Origin of the sequence: Noviherbaspirillum sp. (assembly GCF_035654295.1) — a bacterium.
Taxonomy (GTDB): Bacteria; Pseudomonadota; Gammaproteobacteria; order Burkholderiales; family Burkholderiaceae_D; genus Noviherbaspirillum.
Window position 1 is genome coordinate 16188 of the sequence record NZ_DASRXF010000061.1, and the last position, 18757, is coordinate 34944.

12 protein-coding genes are annotated in these 18757 nt (G+C 63.3%); 8 read left to right on the forward strand and 4 right to left on the reverse strand.

The window, feature by feature from the left end; translation table 11 throughout:
• The first annotated feature begins 7 nt into the window (after positions 1-7).
• The gene (locus tag VFF99_RS07215) at positions 8-637 is read left to right on the forward strand and encodes a LysE family translocator (RefSeq protein ID WP_325016381.1); all 630 of its coding nucleotides are present in this window, start codon (positions 8-10) and stop codon (positions 635-637) included.
• Positions 638-644: 7 nt separating this feature from the next.
• Here VFF99_RS07215 and VFF99_RS07220 read toward each other — a convergent pair whose 3' ends face one another.
• Both VFF99_RS07220 and VFF99_RS07225 read right to left on the reverse strand, forming a co-directional pair.
• Positions 645-1679, reverse strand: a complete 1035-nt coding sequence (locus VFF99_RS07220) for a GGDEF domain-containing protein (protein ID WP_325016404.1) — start codon at positions 1677-1679, stop codon at positions 645-647.
• A 261-nt stretch (positions 1680-1940) separates the two neighbouring features.
• Entirely contained in the window at positions 1941-3740 is a 1800-nt protein-coding gene (locus VFF99_RS07225) for a PHA/PHB synthase family protein (RefSeq protein ID WP_325016384.1), read from the reverse strand.
• A 209-nt stretch (positions 3741-3949) separates the two neighbouring features.
• Between VFF99_RS07225 and VFF99_RS07230 the strand changes: the two genes are divergently transcribed.
• Positions 3950-6874, forward strand: coding sequence for a sensor domain-containing protein (locus tag VFF99_RS07230; protein WP_325016386.1), 2925 nt, complete (start codon positions 3950-3952; stop codon positions 6872-6874).
• On the opposite strand, the gene VFF99_RS07235 is transcribed toward VFF99_RS07230, so the two are convergent.
• Positions 6858-10226 carry an EAL domain-containing protein gene (locus VFF99_RS07235; RefSeq protein WP_325016388.1) on the reverse strand — a complete coding sequence of 1123 codons (3369 nt, stop codon included), beginning with the start codon at positions 10224-10226 and terminating at the stop codon, positions 6858-6860. The genes VFF99_RS07230 and VFF99_RS07235 overlap by 17 nt on opposite strands.
• A 107-nt stretch (positions 10227-10333) precedes the next feature.
• The gene (locus tag VFF99_RS07240; protein WP_325016390.1) at positions 10334-12211 is read right to left on the reverse strand and encodes a potassium transporter Kup; all 1878 of its coding nucleotides are present in this window, start codon (positions 12209-12211) and stop codon (positions 10334-10336) included.
• 153 nt (positions 12212-12364) lie between these two features.
• Here VFF99_RS07240 and VFF99_RS07245 point away from each other — a divergent pair, with 153 nt between their 5' ends.
• From VFF99_RS07245 to VFF99_RS07270, 6 genes are all read left to right on the forward strand, one after another.
• Positions 12365-12610 (forward strand): hypothetical protein, encoded by a 246-nt coding sequence (locus tag VFF99_RS07245; RefSeq protein ID WP_325016392.1) that lies wholly within the window; start codon positions 12365-12367, stop codon positions 12608-12610.
• A gap of 78 nt (positions 12611-12688) precedes the next feature.
• Positions 12689-13159, forward strand: a complete 471-nt coding sequence (locus VFF99_RS07250; protein WP_325016394.1) for a host attachment protein — start codon at positions 12689-12691, stop codon at positions 13157-13159.
• 15 nt (positions 13160-13174) lie between these two features.
• The gene (locus VFF99_RS07255; RefSeq protein WP_325016396.1) at positions 13175-13906 is read left to right on the forward strand and encodes a hypothetical protein; all 732 of its coding nucleotides are present in this window, start codon (positions 13175-13177) and stop codon (positions 13904-13906) included.
• A 175-nt stretch (positions 13907-14081) separates the two neighbouring features.
• Positions 14082-15149, forward strand: a complete 1068-nt coding sequence (locus VFF99_RS07260; protein WP_325016398.1) for an AI-2E family transporter — start codon at positions 14082-14084, stop codon at positions 15147-15149.
• Positions 15150-15334: 185 nt separating this feature from the next.
• Entirely contained in the window at positions 15335-16996 is a 1662-nt protein-coding gene (locus VFF99_RS07265; protein ID WP_325016400.1) for a ShlB/FhaC/HecB family hemolysin secretion/activation protein, read from the forward strand.
• 16 nt (positions 16997-17012) lie between these two features.
• The coding region (locus VFF99_RS07270; RefSeq protein WP_325016403.1) for a filamentous hemagglutinin N-terminal domain-containing protein at positions 17013-18757 on the forward strand (1745 nt) is incomplete at its 3' end.

Genomic DNA, 18757 nt, shown 5'->3' on the forward strand with positions numbered 1-18757 from the left:
GAAAACAATGAGCTGGGAAACCTACCTGATCTTCCTTGTCACCACCGCTGTCGTCTGCCTGACGCCCGGACCCGCCGCGCTGCTGGTTGTGGCCCAGGGCATCTCGAACGGTTTCCGCCGTTCCTGGTGGGCGATTGCCGGCATCGCGCTGGCCAACTCCATTTATTTTGCACTGTCGGCAACCGGCGTGGCCGCGCTGATCGTCGCCAGCAGCACGCTGTTCTCGATCATCAAGTGGGTGGGCGTGGCCTACCTGTTCTATCTCGGCATCTCGGCCATGCGCAGCAAGGCCAGCGCGCTCACGGTCACGAGTGACCCCGGCGAGGCCGTCAGCGGCCTGCGCGCGTTCTGGCAGGCGGTGGTGGTGGAGCTGTCGAACCCGAAGGCGCTGCTCTATTTCGTCGCGCTGCTGCCCCAGTTCATCGACCCGGCCAAGCCGGTGGGCACACAGATGCTGGTGTTCGGTATCACCACGGTGGCGCTCGATGCCGCGGCCTACAGCATTTACGCCTGGCTGGGCAGCAAGACGCAGCGGTTTACGGCCAATGAGCGCTTCGTGAAGGCCAGCAACCGCACGGCGGGCGGCTTGCTGATGTTTGCCGGCGCCATGATGGCGACGGTCAAGCGGGCAATCTGAACAAGAATCAGAAGAATTCGACGGTGTCGTTCGACACCTCGGAGTGCAGCTCGCCGCTCTGGACGAGCTCGTCGTAGTAGCAGACGCGGTTGCGGCCGTTGGCCTTGGCGTAGTACAGCGCCTGGTCGGCATGGCCGAGGATCACTACCGGCGATTCGGTGGAGATGCTGGCAAAGCCCAGGCTGACGGTGACCCTGCCGACCTGCGGAAACTCATGCTTTTCCACGTTGGCACGGAAGCGTTCGAAGATCTTGCGGGCGTCCTCCAGCGTCGTGGAGCGCAGCAGCACGACGAATTCCTCGCCGCCGAAGCGGAACACGCGGTCTTGCGCGCGGAACGAGGAACGCAGCAGGTTGGCGACCAGGATCAGCACTTCGTCGCCGTACAGGTGGCCGAACTGGTCATTGACCTTCTTGAAGTGGTCGATGTCGACCACGGCCAGCCAGTGGCCGACGCCGCTGTGCGCATGCCGGCGCTCGACATGGTCCTGCGGCGAACCTTCCGGCGCCGCGGTGGACAGCAGGCGGGAAAACTTTTCGTCGAAGGTCTTGCGGTTGAGCAGGCCGGTGAGGGAGTCGCGTTCGCTGTAGTCGAGGATATTCTGGTAGTTGCGGTAGACGCTCAGGATCCCTTCCATCATGTGCAGCGTATTGCTGTCGTACGGCGTGGGATTGGTGACTTCCAGGCAGCTGCTGACCTTGTCGTTCAGCCATACCGGCAGCCAGAGGACGCGGTCGCCCGCTGCGGTTATTTCCTCGGTGCAAGATTTTCGCTGCTTGATGCTGTCGACCAGGGCCGGGTACTTGCTCAGCGGTTCACCGCAAGTCTCGGCCGTCAGGTTTTCCTCGACCGATACCACTTCCCCATCCTTGATCCACACCCGCGGGCGGACAAACAGCTCGTCGCGGAAACGGAACAGCTCATGCACGCGGACCTGGGTTGCGCCGACCAGTTCATGCAGGGCGGTCACCACCGAGCTGTCGAGCAGCGTGTGGTCGCGCTGGCAGGTAATGTCCACCAGGTGCTTGAGCAATGCTTCCATCATCAGAATCCTGGTCGGCTCCCGGCGGCGATACAGGCCAAGCGTAACCAGCGGTGTGTGCGTAGTGGTGTCGGCATGAAAGCGGGCGTGTTGGTATCTCTTTGCGTGTGAACGTGGGTGTTCGCGTCGAATCCGTTGCTGCGCTGCACACCGAGCGCGGCCGGATTGTTACCCTGTTTTAATTATTCTTTGCAGCGTCGCAGCTATTCTATCCCGAATTGCTTGCCGAATTGAAGGATGTCGCATTTATGTCATGGAAACCTAGCGCTCCAGCACGTAACGCCCGGGCGCCGGCCCAAGCGGCGGATAGCCCTTCTTGATGGCGCCCGTCGGCGGCGGCGCCGTCATGCCGCTGTTGTGCTCCGCCAGCCAGCCTTCCCATGCCGGCCACCATGAGCCCTCGCCGGATGGATTGGTGACGAACCAGTTTTCGGGATCCATGTAGTTGCTGCCGGAGGGCCGGTGTGACATGCGGTAATGGCGCCCCTTGTGGCCGGGTTCGCTGACGATGCCGGCGTTATGCCCGCCGTTCGTCAGAAGGAAGGTGACGTCGGGGTCGGCGATCAGGTTGATCTTGTAGACCGATTTCCACGGCGCCACATGGTCGGTCTCGGTCGCCACGGCAAAGATCGGCGTACGGATGTCGCCCAGAGAGATCGGCCTGCCGTTGAGCTTGTAGCGGCCGGCGAACAGGTCGTTTTTCAGGAACAGCCGGTGCAGGTATTCGCTGTGCATCCGGTAGGGCATGCGGGTGGCGTCGGTGTTCCATGCCATCAGGTCGGTGTAGGCCTGGCGCCCGCCGAGCAGGTATTCCTGCAGGATCAGAGACCAGATCAGGTCATGCGGGCGCAGCAGCTGGAAGGCGCCGGCCATCTGCCGGTTGTCGAGGTAGCCCTGGTCCCACATGATGTCTTCCAGGTAGTTCAGCTGGCTGTCGTCGATGAACAGCGTCAGCTCGCCGGCCTCGGTGAAGTCGGTCTGCGCGGCCAGCAGCGTCATTGAGTTGAGCCTGTCGTCCTCGATCTGGGCGAGATAGGCGGCCGCCATCGACAGCAGTGTGCCGCCCAGGCAGTAGCCGACGGTGTTGATCTTGCGCTCGGGCACGATCGCGCGCACTGCATCGAGCGCCTGCAGTATGCCCAGGCGCAGATACGCTTCCATGTCCAGATCGCGGTCCTGTTCGGTCGGGTTGTGCCAGGAGATCATGAATACCGTGTGGCCTCGCCCGACGAGGTATTTCACCAGCGAATTGTGGGGCGAAAGGTCAAGGATGTAGTACTTCATGATCCACGCGGGCACGATCAGGATGGGCTCGGCATGGACTTGTCCGGTGGCCGGCGCATACTGGATCAGTTCAATCAGGCGGTTGCGGTAGACCACTTCACCCGGCGTGACCGCGACCTGCACCCCGGGCTGGAAATCCTCCGTGCCCAGCGGCGGCTTGCCGGCGATGCTGCGTTCCCAGTCCTCGATGAAGTTCATCGCGCCGCGCAAGAGGTTCATGCCGTTTTCGCGGGCGGTCGCGTCGAGCACTTCTGGGTTGGTGGCGATGTAATTTACCGGCGACATGGTGTCGAGCATTTGCCGGGCAACGAAGGAGACTACCGCCTCGTGGTGCGGCGAGACGCCGCCGATGCCGGTCGTGAGGTTGTGGAGCCACTGCTGGTTGAGCAGGAAGGCCTGGTGGATCAGGTTGAACGGCCATTGCTGCCAGGTATGGCTGCGGAAGCGGCGGTCCTGTGGCAGCGGCGTGATGCAGGGTTCGACATGCCGGTCGGTATAGGCACGCGCCGCGTAAATGCTGAAGCGAGCCGACTTGCGCACCGCCTTTTCCGCCAGCCGCTGCCATTTTCCGGGAGACTGGGCCAGATGCAGCCCCCAGTCCATCCAGGCCAGCGCAAGGCTGGCGGGCGAAATGCTGCCGGTGACACGCCCCATTGCCGCATGGATCAGCCGGTCGATCGTGGCCGGCGGCTCCACGTCGGTCACGGTCCAGGACGGCTGAGGCAGCCGGTCCGGCTTGCCGGTTAGCGGTTCGAGTGTCGATCTGGGCCTGTCCATCGCAACCTCCCTGGTGTGAGCTTCCATAGTAGGAACCGCCTCACGGCAAACCTTTGACATGCATCAAGCGTGCCCGGATGCGGGGCTCGGCCGCAACGGAAAGATGCGCCCATGCAAGCCGCTTGCGTTTTTTCGACAGAGTCCTTTCCGGCAGAAACCGTGTTCGCGTTCCGGTGTCTGACCGAGGACGCTTTTGCGCGGGACCATCAATGACGCCTCTGTTCCAAGAGTCAAGCCAGGCCGAACACCTGTACCGGCAAATCCTCGACAATGCACTCGATGCCTTTATCGCGATCGACCGCAACAGCATCATCCTCGAATGGAGCCGGCATGCGGAGGATACTTTCGGCTGGACACGCGCCGAAGCAATCGGACAATCTCTGACCGACACCATCATTCCACAGCGCTACCGCCTGGCGCATGTGACCGGGATGCGCCGGTACCTGAACACGGGCGCCGGGAAGCTGATCAACAGACGCGTCGAAATGCCCGCGCGCTGCAAGAATGGCGCAGAGATCCCGGTGGAGCTGACGGTCACCCGGCTGTCAGTCGGCGACAGGACCCTCTTCTTTGCCGCTGTGCGTGACATCTCTCAGCGCAAGGCGCTCGAGGAGGCGCTGCACCACCAGGCAAGCATCACGGCATCCATCCTCAACAGCATGGCAGGGGCGGTCGTCGTGGCCGACCTCTCCGAGCGCCTGACCCTGGTCAATCCGGCAGGCCGCCGCCTGCTCAACCTGGAGGCGATGGAGACCGGGGGCGAGCCGTCCATCCGCTCCTTCAGCCTGTGGAGGCCGGACGGGACGGGGCCGTATCCGCTGGACGAACGCCCCACGGTGCGGGCGCTGCGCGGCGAGCACGTGGACGGACTGATCGCATTGGTGCGTCACGAGAATCTGCGGGAGGGCACCTGGGTCAGCGTCAATGCGCGGCCGCTGACCAACAGCCATGGCGTGCGGGTCGGCGCGGTGGCAGTCTTCCACGACATCAGCGAGCTGCGCCGGCGGGAAGAGACGCTTGCCGCACAGGCCAGCCTGCTGCAGGAGCAGGCTGGCCTGCTCGACCTGGCGCGCGACGCGATCTTCGCGCGCACGACCGAGGACATCGTCACCTACTGGAACCGCAGCGCCGAACGGATATACGGTTACGCGCGCGGCGAAGCCATCGGACAGCACAGCCACACGTTGCTCAAAACGCGCTTTCCCGTTCCGCTCGACGAGATCGTCGCCACCGTGCGGGAGCATCATTACTGGGAGGGCGAACTGATCCAGTTTACGCGCGACGGGCGTGAAATCATCGTGTTCAGCAAGTGGGCGCTGGAACTGCAGGAAGGCCGGCCGGCGCGCTACCTGGAGACCAATACCGACATCACGCAGCAGGTGCAGACCGCGCGCGCGCTGAAACAGACGCAGGAAGATTTCCGCCTGCTGGTGGAGGCGTCGACGGACTACGCGATCATGATGCTCGATCCGCAGGGTGTGATCATGAGCTGGAACTCCGGCGCCGAACGCATTCTCGAGCTGCGCGCGGACGAGGCGATCGGAAAGCCGGTGTCCGGCATCTTTACCGCCGAGGACCGGGATTTCGGCGAACCCGTGCGGGAACTGGAGGAGGCACGGACCATCGGACGATCGGAAGATGACCGCTGGCACCTTCGCGCGGACGGCACGCGCTTCTGGGCGACCGGCGTGGTGACGCCGCTGTGGAACGCAGACGGCACCCTGCGCGGCTTCGTAAAAATCATGCGCGACCAGACCGCGCGCCGGCTCGCCGAGGAACAGACGCGCTTCCTCGCCAACCACGACGGCCTGACCGGCCTGCCCAACCGCGTCTACTTCAGCAACGAGCTGCACCAGGCCATTGCGCTCTCCCACCGCAACAACACGCCGATGGCGCTGATGCTGCTCGACCTCGACCGCTTCAAGCACGTCAACGATACCTTCGGCCACGACATCGGCGACCTGCTGCTCAAGGAAGTCGCGCTGCGCATCCTCTCCTCGATCCGGGAAACCGACTTTGTTGCGCGGCTGGGCGGCGACGAATTCGTGATCATCCAGACCGATGTGATGCAACCTGTGGCCGCCGAAACCCTTGCGAGAAAGCTGGTGCTGGAACTGGGACGGCCCTACCGGCTCGATTCGAACGAAATCGTCAGCGGCACGAGCATCGGCGTGTGCACCTACCCCAAGGACGGCGCCAACCCGGTCGAGCTGCTCAAACGCGCCGACCTCGCCCTGTACCGTGCGAAGAATTCCGGCCGCCACAACTACCAGTTTTACACCTCCGAGCTCTACAACGAGCAGACGTGGAAGCGCGACCGCGAGACCGCGCTGCGCAGCGCGCTGCAGAACCACCAGTTCGAGCTGTATTACCAGCCGCAGGTCGACCTGGGCAGCTGGCAGATTTCGAGCGTGGAGGCCTTGCTGCGCTGGAATGCGGCGGAAATGGAAACCGTGCTGCCCGGCGAATTTCTCGACATCGTCGAGCAGAACGGCCTGATCGTGGAGATCGGCGAATGGGCGCTGCGCGAGGCCGCGCACCAGGTGCGGCGCTGGCAGGCGCAGGGCATGGACGAGCTGCGCCTGTCGGTGAACTGCTCGGCACGGCAGTTCAATGATCCGAAGTTCGTCGCCGTCATTCCGCACATCCTGCGCGATGCCGGCATCAGTCCCGACAGCCTGGAGCTGGAAGTGCCCGAGTCGATGCTGGCGCGCCATCCGGAGATCAAGGCCCAGTTGTCGGAACTGCGCGCGCAGGGCATCCGGCTGACCATCGACAATTTCGGCACCGGCGCCACCGCCCTGATCGACCTCAAGGAATTCGAGGTTGACGTGCTCAAGATCGACAAGGCGTTCGTGCAGCACCTGCCGCACCGGCGCGAGGATTCGGCCATCACCTCCGCCATCATCAGCCTGGCCCACAACCTCGGGGTGCGGGTGGTGGCCGGCGGGGTTGAGACCGCGGAGCAGCTCGCCTACCTGAAAGCGCGCGACTGCACCAGCGCGCAAGGCTTTATCTTCAGCCCGCCGGTCAGTGCCGAGAAGTTCGAGGAGCTGATGCTCAGCGGCGTCTGGTCGCGCATCAACCGCATGCCGCAGGTGAGCGAAGCCGAGGCGTTCAACCGCTTACATTAGTTTCCGCGATCGCATCCGTCATGAGGGCGGCAAATTCTCCCGCCGGCACCGGCTTGCTCACAAGATAACCTTGCGCCTGGTCGCAACCGTGCGCCCGCAGGAAATCGAGCTGCTGCTGCGATTCCACGCCTTCCGCAATCACGGTCAGCTGCATGGCATGGCCGAGCTGGATGATGGCCTTCACGATCGCCGCACCCTCGGCTGCGCCCGTCACATCGCGCACGAAGGATTGATCGATCTTGAGCTTGTCCACGGCGAGGCGCTTCAGGTAGGCCAGGCTGGAATAGCCGGTGCCGAAGTCGTCGATGGAGAGCTGCACGCCGATCTTCTTCAGCCGGTGCAGGGTTTCCATCACGGTGGCGGTATCGTGCAGCAGCAGGGACTCGGTCAATTCGAGTTCCAGCAGTTCGGGACGCAGGCCGGATCGCCGCAGTGCCTGCGTGACGGTGTCCAGGATATCGCCGCGCTTGAACTGCTGCGCCGACAGGTTCATCGCCACCGGCAGCGCTGGCATGCCGGCCCCCTGCCAAGCGGCGGCCTGGCGGCAGGCTTCGAACAATACCCATTCCCCCATCGGCACGATCAGACCGCTTTCCTCGGCCAGCGGGATGAACCGGCCGGGCGGCACCAGCCCCTGGTCCCCGCGCTGCCAGCGTATCAGCGCTTCCATGCCGACAATGGCGCCGGAGGCGATATCGATCTGCGGCTGGTAATGCAGGATGAACTCGTTGTTCTTCACCGCCTTGCGCAGGCTGCCGTGCAACTCCATGCGGGCCAGCGCGTCCACGTTCATCGATGCGGCGAAGAAGTGGTAGGTGTCGCGGCCATTGTCCTTCGCATGGTGGACGGCGGTGTCGGCATTCTTGAGCAAGGTGTCGAAGTCGCGGCCGTCGTTCGGGTACAGGCTGATGCCGATGCTGCCGCTGATGTTGACGGTATGCGCGTCGATCTCGAAGGGCTCGGCGATGGCATCGAGGATGGATTGCGCCATGCGGCTGGCGCCGCTCGAATCGCTGATGCCGTTCTGCAGGATGACGAACTCGTCGCCGCTCTGGCGGCTGACGGTATCGCTGTCACGCAGGCAGCGCTGCAGGCGCTCCACGACCGCCAGCAGCAAGCGGTCGCCGATCTCGTGGCCGAGGCCGTCATTGACCTGCTTGAAATTGTCGAGGTCCAGCATGAGGAGCGCGACACCATCGTGCTCCTTGCCGGCGAGGGCCGCGGCGCGGTCGAAACGGTCGCGCAGCAGAACGCGGTTGGGCAGGTGGGTGAGCGGATCGTGATGCGCAAGGAAAGCCAGCTTTTCCTCTGCCACCGCACGCTGCGAACGCGTGCGCAGCGTCTCGATGCCGAACGCGAGATCGGTCGCCAGTTCATAGAGCAGGCGCACCTCGTCCTGGCCGAACGAGTCTGCGTCCGTGGAGTAGATCGACAGTGCGCCGAAGGCGCGCTCTGCGCTGACGAGCGGCAGGGCGATGCAGGACAGGTAACCGCGTGCCTTCGCCGCCTCGCGCCAGGGGCCGGTCGACGGATGGTTCATGAAGTCCTGCACGATCTGCACGCGCGATTCCCGGATCGCGGTGCCGGTCGGGCCGCGGCCGTGCTCGCGTTCGCCGTCCCAGGACAGATGGATGTGCTCCAGGTAACCGTCGACGAAGCCCGACTGGCTCACCGGACGCACGGATTTCACTTCATCGTCCTCGGCATAGCCGACCCACGCCATGCGGTAGCCGCCGCGGAACACCAGCAGGCGGCAGATCTCGTCGAGCAGGCTTTGCTCGCGTTCCGCATGCACCAGCGCCATGTTGCAATCGCTTAGCATGCGCAATGCACGGTTCAGTTTCTTCTGGTTCTGCTCGGCACGCTTGCGTTCGGTGATGTCGCGGACAAACACGAGCGTGCCATCCTCGTCCTCGAAGCGGAACGGGACGGCCGATACCTCGACGTCGATCACGCTGCCGTCCAGGCGAATGAATTTTTCGTCGCGCGGCAAGGTGAGCCGGCCTTCCACGAGGGCCTCGCGCATGCGCTGGTCGACCAGCGCACGGTAGTCAGGATGGATGCGTTCGATGAAAGACGTGCCCAGCAACTGCTCTCCGGAGGCCGCGCCAAAGAGCTTCAGGGCGGCGCTGTTCAGATAGGCAAAACGTCCCTTTGCCTGCACGATGATGGCATCCGGCGCGCCGTCGACCAGCTTGCGCAGGCGATGCTCGCTGTCCTTGAGCGCCTGCTCGTAGCGGTAGCGGTCGTTCACCAGCAGGTTGAAGCTGTTGATCAGGTGCCCGACTTCATCCTTGCGCTCGACAGGCAGCGCGGTCAGCGGCGCCTGGCCGCCGACCATCGCGCGCATCGCCCTGCCGGCCTTGTCCAGCGGCGCCAGCATGCGCCGCGCGAGCCACTGGATGGCGAAGACCGCGATCAGCGTCATCAGCGCCGCCGCCACGTACAGGGAGTTGCGCATGGCCGTGACCGGACCGAATGCGATGTCGACGGGCAGTGCCGACATCACGACCCAGCCCGCCATGGCGACGCGCTTGCCGGAGTAAAGCTTCTCGACCGCGGCTGAATCCCGGCTGATGCCGGAACCTTCGAAGCCGTCGGTGAACCGGTCCAGCATGATGTTCCTGCCGCGCTCGGGGATGGGCTGCATCGCGCGCCTGCCGTCGGTGGCGGCGATGAACATTCTTTCCGCCGGCGAGAAAATGAAGATCTGGCCCTTGCCGGCCGTTTCCTGCTGCGCCTCGATGCCGAGGAAGCCTGGGGCGTTGAGGTCGATGATGCCGGTCAGGACCGCGCGCAGGCTCCCGTCAGGTGCATGCACGGGCACGGCGATCGTCAGCACCGGCCGCTTCAGTGCCCGGCCGACGATGGGCTTGTCGATGTACGGCCTGCCGGTTTCGACCACTTTGCGGAAATAGTCGCGGTCGCCGAAATAGGTGCCGCGGCGGCCGGGAGCCGACGGATAATCCGCGATCGTCCTGCCGTCCATGCCGATCACCGCGATGCCGGCGCTGAACATGAGGTGCAGGGCGGGAAAGCGCTCCAGGAACGGGTCGAGCGCCGCGGCATCCATGCCGGCCGGTATGGACGCCGCCACCTTTACGAGGCTGCCGATGCGCTCTTCCAGCTTGGCGTCGATCTGTGCGGCGATATGCCGTGTCGCTGCGAACTGCTGGTCCGAGAGCACCTTCTCGAACTGCGTTTCGAGCACTGTCGCGGACAACGTCGCCATCACCCAGAGAAAGGCGGCGAACAGGCCGACCGTCAGCGCGATCAGCTTGAGCTTGAGGGAGGGCGGACGATCCCTGCCGGCCAGGGAGGGCAGAAGCCTGGAGATTTTGTGCGTGCGCATGTGTTGAACCGGACGAATCAATCGCCCGGGTACCGCTGCAAGAGGATAACCCTAAGTATACTGGGGTTTCTTGTTAGAAATATTTGTTCCAGGTCAAGTCGGCCGGTTCAAATCTCGACCTGGGTACCCAATTCGATCACACGGTTGGGCGGCACACGGTAGTAGTCGGCGGCATCGCGGGCATTGCGCGACATGGCCGCGAACAGCGATTCGCGCCACAGGGCCATCTCGCTGCCCACGCGCGGAATGACGTTCTGGCGGGCGATGAAGTAGGACGTGCTCATGGTCTCGAGCTCCAGGCCGAACCGGGCACACAGGGCCAGGGCCGCAGGAATATCGCGCTCGTCCTTGAATCCGTAGTGGATGTTGACCTGGTAGCACTGGTGTCCGAGCGGGGTGACCTGCACGCGTTCGACTTCCGGCACGGTAGGGATGTCGGCGTTGTAGACGGTGAGGAATACCGTGCGCTCGTGCAGCACCTTGTTGTGCAGCAGGTTGTGCAGCATCGCGTGCGGCACCCCGTCGCCTTCGGCCCGGAAGAACACCGCCGTGCCTTCGACGCGGGCCGGCGGAACGATGAACAGCGATTGCAGGAAGTCTTCCAGCGGCACCAGGTGGCGGCGCAGGTTCTCGTAGACCAGGTGGCGGCCGTCGCGCCAGGTCAGCATGACCATCATCAGGAAGGCCGCGAGCACCAGCGGGAACCAGCCGCCATGCAGGATCTTGAGCGTGTTGGCGGAGAACAGGATGACATCGATGGTCAGGAAGAAGCCGGTCGAGAAGAAGCAGAGCAGCAGGTTGTAGCGCCAGCGGTAGCGGATCACGAAGAAGGTCAGGATGGTGGTCATCAGCATGGTCGTCGTCGCCGCGATGCCGTAGGCCGACGCCAGATTGGACGAGGAGCCGAAACCGATCACGGCCAGCAGCACCGCGCCGAGCTGCATCCAGTTGATGAGCGGGATATAGATCTGGCCCATCTCTCGGTCCGAGGTATGCATCACCCGCATGCGCGGCAGGAATCCGAGCGCGATGGCTTGCTGCGCGATCGAGAAGGTGCCGGAGATGGTCGCTTGCGAGGCAATCACGGTGGCCATGGTCGACAGCACCACCAGCGGATAGATGCTCCACGGCCCGAGCTGCTGGTAGAACGGGTTGGAGACTGCTTCGGGGTTGCCGATCAGGAGCGCACCCTGGCCGAGATAATTCAGCGCCAGCCCGGGGAAAACGACCGCGAACCAGGCCAGGCGTACCGCGCGCTTGCCGAAATGGCCCATGTCGGCATACAGCGCTTCGGCGCCGGTGACCGCCAGCACGATCGCGCCCAGCGCGACGAACGCCAGCCAGCCGTTCTGCAGCAGGAAGCGGAACGCGTGCAGCGGATTGAGCGCGGCCAGGATTGCAGGATTCTCCACGATGTTGACGACCCCCATGACGGCGAGCGTCGTGAACCACACCAGCACCACCGGCCCGAACCACTTGCCGATCCCCCCGGTGCCCTTGCTCTGCAAGGTGTACAGCGCGACCAGCACCACCACCGTGAGCGGCACGACATAGGGCTTGAATGCGGGCGTGGCCACTTCCAGGCCCTCGATCGCGGACAACACCGAAATCGCCGGCGTGATCACGCCGTCGCCGAAGAACATCGCGGTGCCAAGCAGGCCGACGAGCACCAGCGGCTGGAACCAGCGCGATTTGGTGCCCACCGAGGACAGCGCCAGCGCCACCAGCGCCATCACGCCGCCTTCATTGCGGTTATCCGCGCGCAGCACCAGGGTCACGTATTTGAGGGACACGATGATGATCAGCGCCCACACGATCAGCGAGGTCACGCCGAACAGGTTGCCCTCATTGAGCGGCAGGCCGTGGGCGGGAGCGAACACCTCCTTCATCGTGTACAGCGGGCTGGTTCCGATGTCGCCGTAGACGACGCCGAGTGCGGCCAGGGTCAACGCTGCAAGACTGGTCTTTTGAGGCTGGGACGCCAAGGCGGGCTCCTGTGGATGCTGCAATGCAAAAATGAAATTCTAGCGTATTTGCATCGTTACAAGCCGTGTCGAAGCACACCCTCTGCCGTCGCGCAAACGCGACTTGCATCCTATTCTTGAACCAAGGGAAGCAGATCCCGGAAAGCGGAAAGAATGCCAACCGAAACCATCGGCGACTACCTGGTTGAATACAGCGGCGAGCCCTTGCGGATTGGCAATGGCTGGGCCGCCTACCTTGCCATCTACGACCTGACCCGCAATCCCGCATTCCGTGCCAGCCTGATTCCAAAACACCGCGTTTGCCTGGAAACCGTGTTCAACACCGAGGAGGCGGCGGCTGAGCGGGCGCGGGAAGTCGCACTGGAAAAGATCGGGCCTTCCGCCCGCGAACGGTCCTGATCCTTGCATGCCATCAAGCGGAACGTTTCCCCCCGCGGGTGCATCGAAGTTGCTTATTAAGGCAACAATGGGGATGACATGAACACTACCTGGATCGTTTCTGCCAATGCAAGCCGCGCAAGGTTCTTTTCCCAAGAGCAGCCTTCCGACCAGCTGGAAGAAATCAATGACATGATCAACGACGCCGGACGCCAGCGCATGCTGGAAACGTCAGAGTCCGACAAGCGCGGCCCGACCTCCGGCACGAAAAGCATTCACAACACCGGCGGGCCGACGCCCAACAAACTGTACGAGCCGCCGACCACGCCCGACGTGCACGAAGCCGAACTGTTCGCACGCGACATCACGGGCTTCCTGCAAAAGGCGCATCAGGAGGGGCGTTTCCAGCAGCTCACGCTGGTTGTCTCGCCCCAGTTCCTCGGCATGCTGCGCAAGCTGCTGCCGGCGGAACTGGAGTCTGTCGTGAAGCTGGAAATCAACAAGGACTATACGCAGTTCAGTCCTGCCCAATTGCGCGACCAGGTGCAGGCGCACATGGGGAAAGGGTGATCGGGCGGCCGCATCATGAACACGGACTTTGAAAAAGCGCTGGCGGCCATGCCCCAGTCGCCGCTTGCCGACGAAGCGGTTGCCATGCTTGCTGCCGTCGTCTCCAACACATCGGCGCCGGATTCTGCAAGCCGGGCACTGGAAAAGGGGCGGGAGGAAACCCTCGCCCCCGAGCAGCGCGCCGCGGCAGCCGCCTTGCAGGCTTACGGTGTGCAATGCGCGGCCGAAGTGTTCACCCAGGGGCTCGAACCGCAGGCAATGGAGCGCGCGGGGCAACTCCGCCAGGCGCTGGAAGCCGAGTCCGATGGGGATGCGCTGACGCTGCTTGCATCGAAGCAGGAAATCGGTGCCGAGTTCAAGTCAAGGATGTGCCTTGCCGTCGCCAGAAAATGCGCCGAGCTGGTGGCCGCGGAAATCGAACGGGCCAAGAAGGGCGCGATCACCATCCTGAATGAGGACGATGCGAAGACCTTCGAGGCCCGGCATGCGGAACACCAGAACCAGCGTACCCGCGCCGCCACCGGTTTTCTCGCGTCGCTCCCGACGCGATTCCCGTCGTTCGGCGCCCGGCTGTTCGTCGACATCCGGAATGATGTAGAGGGCCACATCAAGGAGAAGTACAAACGCCCCGATATTCATACCGCCGTGGCGGCCATGTTTGACGAGGCGGTCGCAGCAATGCCTCCCTCCATGCGTGCGCAAGCCGCTCGCGGTGAGAGTGGACAGAAAACACCCGGACAAGCGTGACAGCTTGTGCTGGTGCAGGGCGAGGAGGCGTATTTCCCGAGAGCACGCGGATGCCCGTCGCGCGCTTTCTTGCGCCTATCGCCGCGCGCCAGTTTGCGTTTTTTGCGCCATGGTATGACAGCTCACAATCCGGCCCCGGCGTAATTGGTGCAATGTGCCTCCAACGGAGGAATCGATGGACCACACTGCACTACATCAAAAGGCCTTTCTGGCCCTGCTGCTGACGGTTTCCCTGGCATTCGGATGGATACTCTGGCCCTTCTACGGCGCGCTGTTCTGGGCCGCCGTGCTCGCCATCCTGTTCGAACCCTTCCATCGCCAGATGCTGCAGGCCATGCCCGGCCGCCACAACCTGGCGGCCCTCATGACCTTGCTCCTGTCGCTGGTCATCGTGATTTTTCCGGTCGCGCTTATTACCGCCGCACTGATACAAGAAGGAACGGGCGTGTACCAGCAGATCCGCTCGGGGAAACTGGACTTCGGCGCATACTTCGAGCAAATCATGGATGCCCTGCCATCGTGGATCGTCAACCTGCTCAACCGGTTCGACGTGGGAAACATTTTCGCCGTCCAGGAGAAGCTCTCGTCGGCGGCGGCCGAAGGCAGCCAGCGCATCGCCACCCAGGCGCTCGCCATCGGCCAGAACACATTTGAGTTCATCATCAGCTTCGGCATCATGCTGTACCTGCTGTTTTTCCTGCTGCGCGACGGGCGGACCTTGGCGCGAAGGATCAAGCAGGCCATTCCGCTCAGCGCCGAGTACAAGCGCAGCCTGTTCAGCAAGTTCACGACCGTCATCCGCGCCACCGTCAAGGGCAACATCGTCGTAGCCGCGGTCCAGGGCGCCCTCGGCGGCATCATGTTCTGGATACTCGGCATCCAGAGCGCGCTGGTATGGGGCGTGGTCATGGCGTTTCTTTCCTTGCTTCCCGCGGTCGGCACGGCACTGGTCTGGGGACCGGTAGCGATCTATTTCCTGCTCACGGGCGCCATCTGGCAGGGCGTGACCTTGATCATCTTCGGCATCCTCGTGATCGGGCTCGTCGACAACGTCCTGCGCCCGATCCTGGTCGGGAAAGACACGCAAATGCCCGACTACGTCGTGCTGATCTCCACGCTCGGCGGCATGGCGCTGTTCGGCATCAACGGCTTTGTCATCGGACCGGTGATTGCGGCGCTGTTCATTGCGGTGTGGGATCTGTTCTCCGCTTCGGCGGAGGGGCCGACGGATGTGAAGCAGTAGCACGCGGCTTTTTGACTTTAGGCGCCGCCAGTCAAATTCCTCTCCCTGCCGGGTCAAGTGTTAGTCATTTAACAAATTATCTTTGCGGCCCGGCATTGTCCGCCTATCTAATACCCGGCTAAGTCCACGGAACCGTTTCCGCGGCCAGAACAACAAGGTCTGGTGTTGGAGAGCGAACAAAGAAGATGAACGTCCACGAGCGCGCGATTTTGTTCGCGCTGTGCCTCGCCGGGCTGGCGCCCCATGCGCATGGCCAATCCCTGTCCGATCCGGAACTGCAGCGTCGTCTGGCGCATCAGCGCGAGCAGGCGCAGGCAAGCGTGAAACCGGCGGTGGACGTCCTCACCGGTGCTACGGATGAACAGACCGGTTCGTTCGCGCTGACGCAAGAAGTACCGTGCTTCAGAATTCAGGAGATCGTCTGGGAGGGCGCGCGGGGATGGGATTGGCTGGTCACGGATTCCGCGACGATGCAGGGGCGGTGCATTGGCGCCAGAGGCCTGCGCGCACTGCAGGACCACTTGACGCGCCGTCTGATCGCCCGCGGCTACATCACCAGCCGGGTACTCGTGCCCGAGCAAAACCTCGCCGCGGGACGGCTGGCGCTGCAGCTTGTAGCAGGCAATATCGGGAAGATCCGCGCCGAAGGTGCGAGCGTCGGGTTCGCGACCTTGGTCCTGCCTGCGGGACCGGGTGATGTGCTCAACCAGCGTGACCTCGACCAGGCGCTGGAGAACATCCGCCGGCTATATTCCCAGTATCCGGTTGAATTCGATCTGCTACCGGGGGAGGTGCAGGGCGAAACCGATATCGTCGTCAAGTACCCGGAAGGCAAGCGCTGGCGGGGAGTGCTGACACTGGACGACTCCGGAACGAAAGCAACGGGGCGTGCGCAACTCGGCGGCATCCTCTTGATCGATTCGCCTCTATACCTGCACGACGCACTGACCCTCACGCTGAACCGCAATGCCAACGCCGGCAATGGAAGCCGCGGCACCCGCTCGTCCAGTCTGCATTGGAGCGTCCCGTTCGGATACTGGTCGATCCTGCTCGGCGTGAGCCAGACGCAGTACAAGCAGACCGTTGCAGGATTCAGCGGCGATATCGTCTACGCGGGGCGCAGCCATGGTGCCGAGGTAGGAATCGGTTGGGTGCCGTACCGCACCGCTACCGCCCGCGGCGCTCTGCAGGTCAAGTTCGACCGCAAGGTCAGCCGCACCTTCATTGATGACACGGCGATCGATGTGCAATACCGCAACATCGTCGGCTATGACGTCGGCTTCACGCATCGGCAAAGCGTGGACAACGGCAGATTGGACCTGGGCATCGGCTTCAAGGGCAGCATGCCCGGGCATTCCGCAGCACCTGGCCAAATCATTGGGACGCCCGACTGGGACGGCCGATTTCGGCTGCAGACGTTTACCGTCAACCTGACACTGCCGTTCCAGGCGAATCGACAGCAATTCCGTTACCAGGCCAACCTGCGAGCGCAACGTGCGACGACGCCGGTGCCCAACGCCGAGTTCTTCTCCATCGGCAATCGCTACACCGTACGCGGCTTCGATGGCGAATCCACGCTCGCTGCGGAAGAAGGCGCGGTGCTCCGCAATGACCTGGCCTGGCTGTTCGGCGCACATGAAGTCTTTGTTGCCCTGGACACGGGGCGCGTCGGCGGCCCGCATGCGGCCTCGCTGGCTGGCAAGTCGATGACCGGAATCGCCTGCGGTCTGCGCGGACGCATCGACCGATTCAACTATGAACTGACCATTGGCCGCCCGCTGAGCAAGCCGGACGGCTTCGATGCCCGCTCGTCCACCATGACCGCCGCGCTCGGCGCGGAATTCTGACTGCAGGAACCTCATCATGTTCATCGCCACGACATCCCAACGCCCCCTGCTGCAACGCCTGATCGCCGGTGGTCTGATCGTCCTGCAGGTGCTTACCCCCGCGCTCTTCGCCGGGACGGCACGGGCACAAGTCAGGCCGAATGCGGTAAATCCAGACCGCAGCGCGCAGGGACAAAGACCGGTGGTGAACGTGGCGGCAAACGGCGTGCCAGTGGTACAGATTTCTCCGCCGAGCGCTGCCGGTGTATCGAACAACCGTTTTACGGATTACAACGTCGGCGAGAAGGGGCTCATCCTTAACAACACGGGCAGCAATAGCCAGACACACTTGGCCGGCTGGATTGCCGGTAATCCGATGCTGGGCAATGGCAGCGCCAGGACGATCCTGAACCAGGTAACCGGCAGCACGCCCACCAGTATGGCCGGATATACAGAAGTGGGTGGTAACAAGGCTAACGTGATCATTGCCAACCCTAACGGCATCACCTGTGCCGGATGCGGCTTTATCAATACCCCGCGCGTGACGCTATCGACGGGCACACCGGAAATCGGAGCCGATGGCTCGGTACGCGGCTTTTCCGTGAGGCGGGGGCAAATAACGATCGACGGCACCGGGTTCGAGGCCCGCAGCGTCGACCAGGTCGACCTGATCGCACACAGCCTACGTATCAATGCGGAACTCTGGGCCAAGCGGCTTGAGCTGAGGACGGGCGGGGCGCAGGTGGATTACGACGGCGGCGGGGTAACGGCCAACCCGACAAGTACCGGTGCTGAAACGGTCGCGCTCGATGTGTCGCAATTGGGCGGTATGTACGCCAACAGTATCCGTCTGATTGGCACCGAGCGTGGTGTCGGCGTCAATAGTGCAGGTGTCATTGACGCCCTCACCGGCAACCTGGAAATGACCGAGGCAGGCGATGTGCGCATTGTCGGTGGAAGCATGCGGAGCAAAGGTGATCTTTCCATCTACGGCGAGGCGGGAATCAGCAACGCTGGCACAATCCATGCAGACGGAAGGGGAGCAATCTACGCGAGCGGGACGCTGAGCAACTCCGGTGTGATGATTGCCGGTCAGGGACTGCGGATGCAAGGGGGGAGCGTCGACAATACCGGCAGCATTGCAGCCGGTGCAGGTGCGGATGGCAAGATCCGGTCCTCGCATGACCTGGCACTGATTTTCGACGGCGACGTAAGAAATCGCGGCGAACTGCTGGCCGGCAGAAACCTGACGCTCAGTGGCAAGAATGGCAGTCTTGCCGAAGGCAACATTACCAGCGTCACGAACCTTCAGGGCAAGGTCTCGAGTAAGGGAAACACCGCGGTTGACACGGACACCCTGGACAACAACACCGGAATTGTATCGGCCGAAGGCGACTTGCTTGTGCAGGCCTCGGGCGCAGTGCAGAACCACGAAGGCGTGCTGCAAGCGAACAGACACCTTGCCCTGACCGCCGCTAGTCTGGCCAATGGCAAGCGAGATGCCCTTGCGTCCGGCAAGATCGTGACTGCCGACAGCGGAACGATGGCTGTCGCACTGCTTGGCTCGCTTGACAATGCCCAAGGTGTGATTGCAGGCGGCAGCAACGTGTCGCTGAGTGCGGCGAGTGTCGATAACACTGGCGGACAGCTGTCGGCCTCGGGGAGCATGGACGTCGCCGTCAGCGCCGCGTTGGCCAATGCGCTAGGCCGCATCGAGGGGGAACAAATCACCGTCTCCGCCGGCAGCATCAACAACAGGTCGGCGCCGTCAACGACCTGTTC

What these genes read in the sequence shown, in the direction of transcription:
- VFF99_RS07250 (WP_325016394.1), top strand. Translation starts at nt 12,689, where the DNA reads ATGAACACTACCTGGATCGTTTCTGCCAATGCAAGCCGCGCAAGGTTC.
- VFF99_RS07230 (WP_325016386.1), top strand. Translation starts at nt 3,950, where the DNA reads ATGACGCCTCTGTTCCAAGAGTCAAGCCAGGCCGAACACCTGTACCGG.
- VFF99_RS07255 (WP_325016396.1), top strand. Translation starts at nt 13,175, where the DNA reads ATGAACACGGACTTTGAAAAAGCGCTGGCGGCCATGCCCCAGTCGCCG.
- VFF99_RS07220 (WP_325016404.1), bottom strand. Translation starts at nt 1,679, where the DNA reads ATGGAAGCATTGCTCAAGCACCTGGTGGACATTACCTGCCAGCGCGAC.
- VFF99_RS07245 (WP_325016392.1), top strand. Translation starts at nt 12,365, where the DNA reads ATGCCAACCGAAACCATCGGCGACTACCTGGTTGAATACAGCGGCGAG.
- VFF99_RS07265 (WP_325016400.1), top strand. Translation starts at nt 15,335, where the DNA reads ATGAACGTCCACGAGCGCGCGATTTTGTTCGCGCTGTGCCTCGCCGGG.
- VFF99_RS07235 (WP_325016388.1), bottom strand. Translation starts at nt 10,226, where the DNA reads ATGCGCACGCACAAAATCTCCAGGCTTCTGCCCTCCCTGGCCGGCAGG.
- VFF99_RS07260 (WP_325016398.1), top strand. Translation starts at nt 14,082, where the DNA reads ATGGACCACACTGCACTACATCAAAAGGCCTTTCTGGCCCTGCTGCTG.
- VFF99_RS07225 (WP_325016384.1), bottom strand. Translation starts at nt 3,740, where the DNA reads ATGGACAGGCCCAGATCGACACTCGAACCGCTAACCGGCAAGCCGGAC.
- VFF99_RS07215 (WP_325016381.1), top strand. Translation starts at nt 8, where the DNA reads ATGAGCTGGGAAACCTACCTGATCTTCCTTGTCACCACCGCTGTCGTC.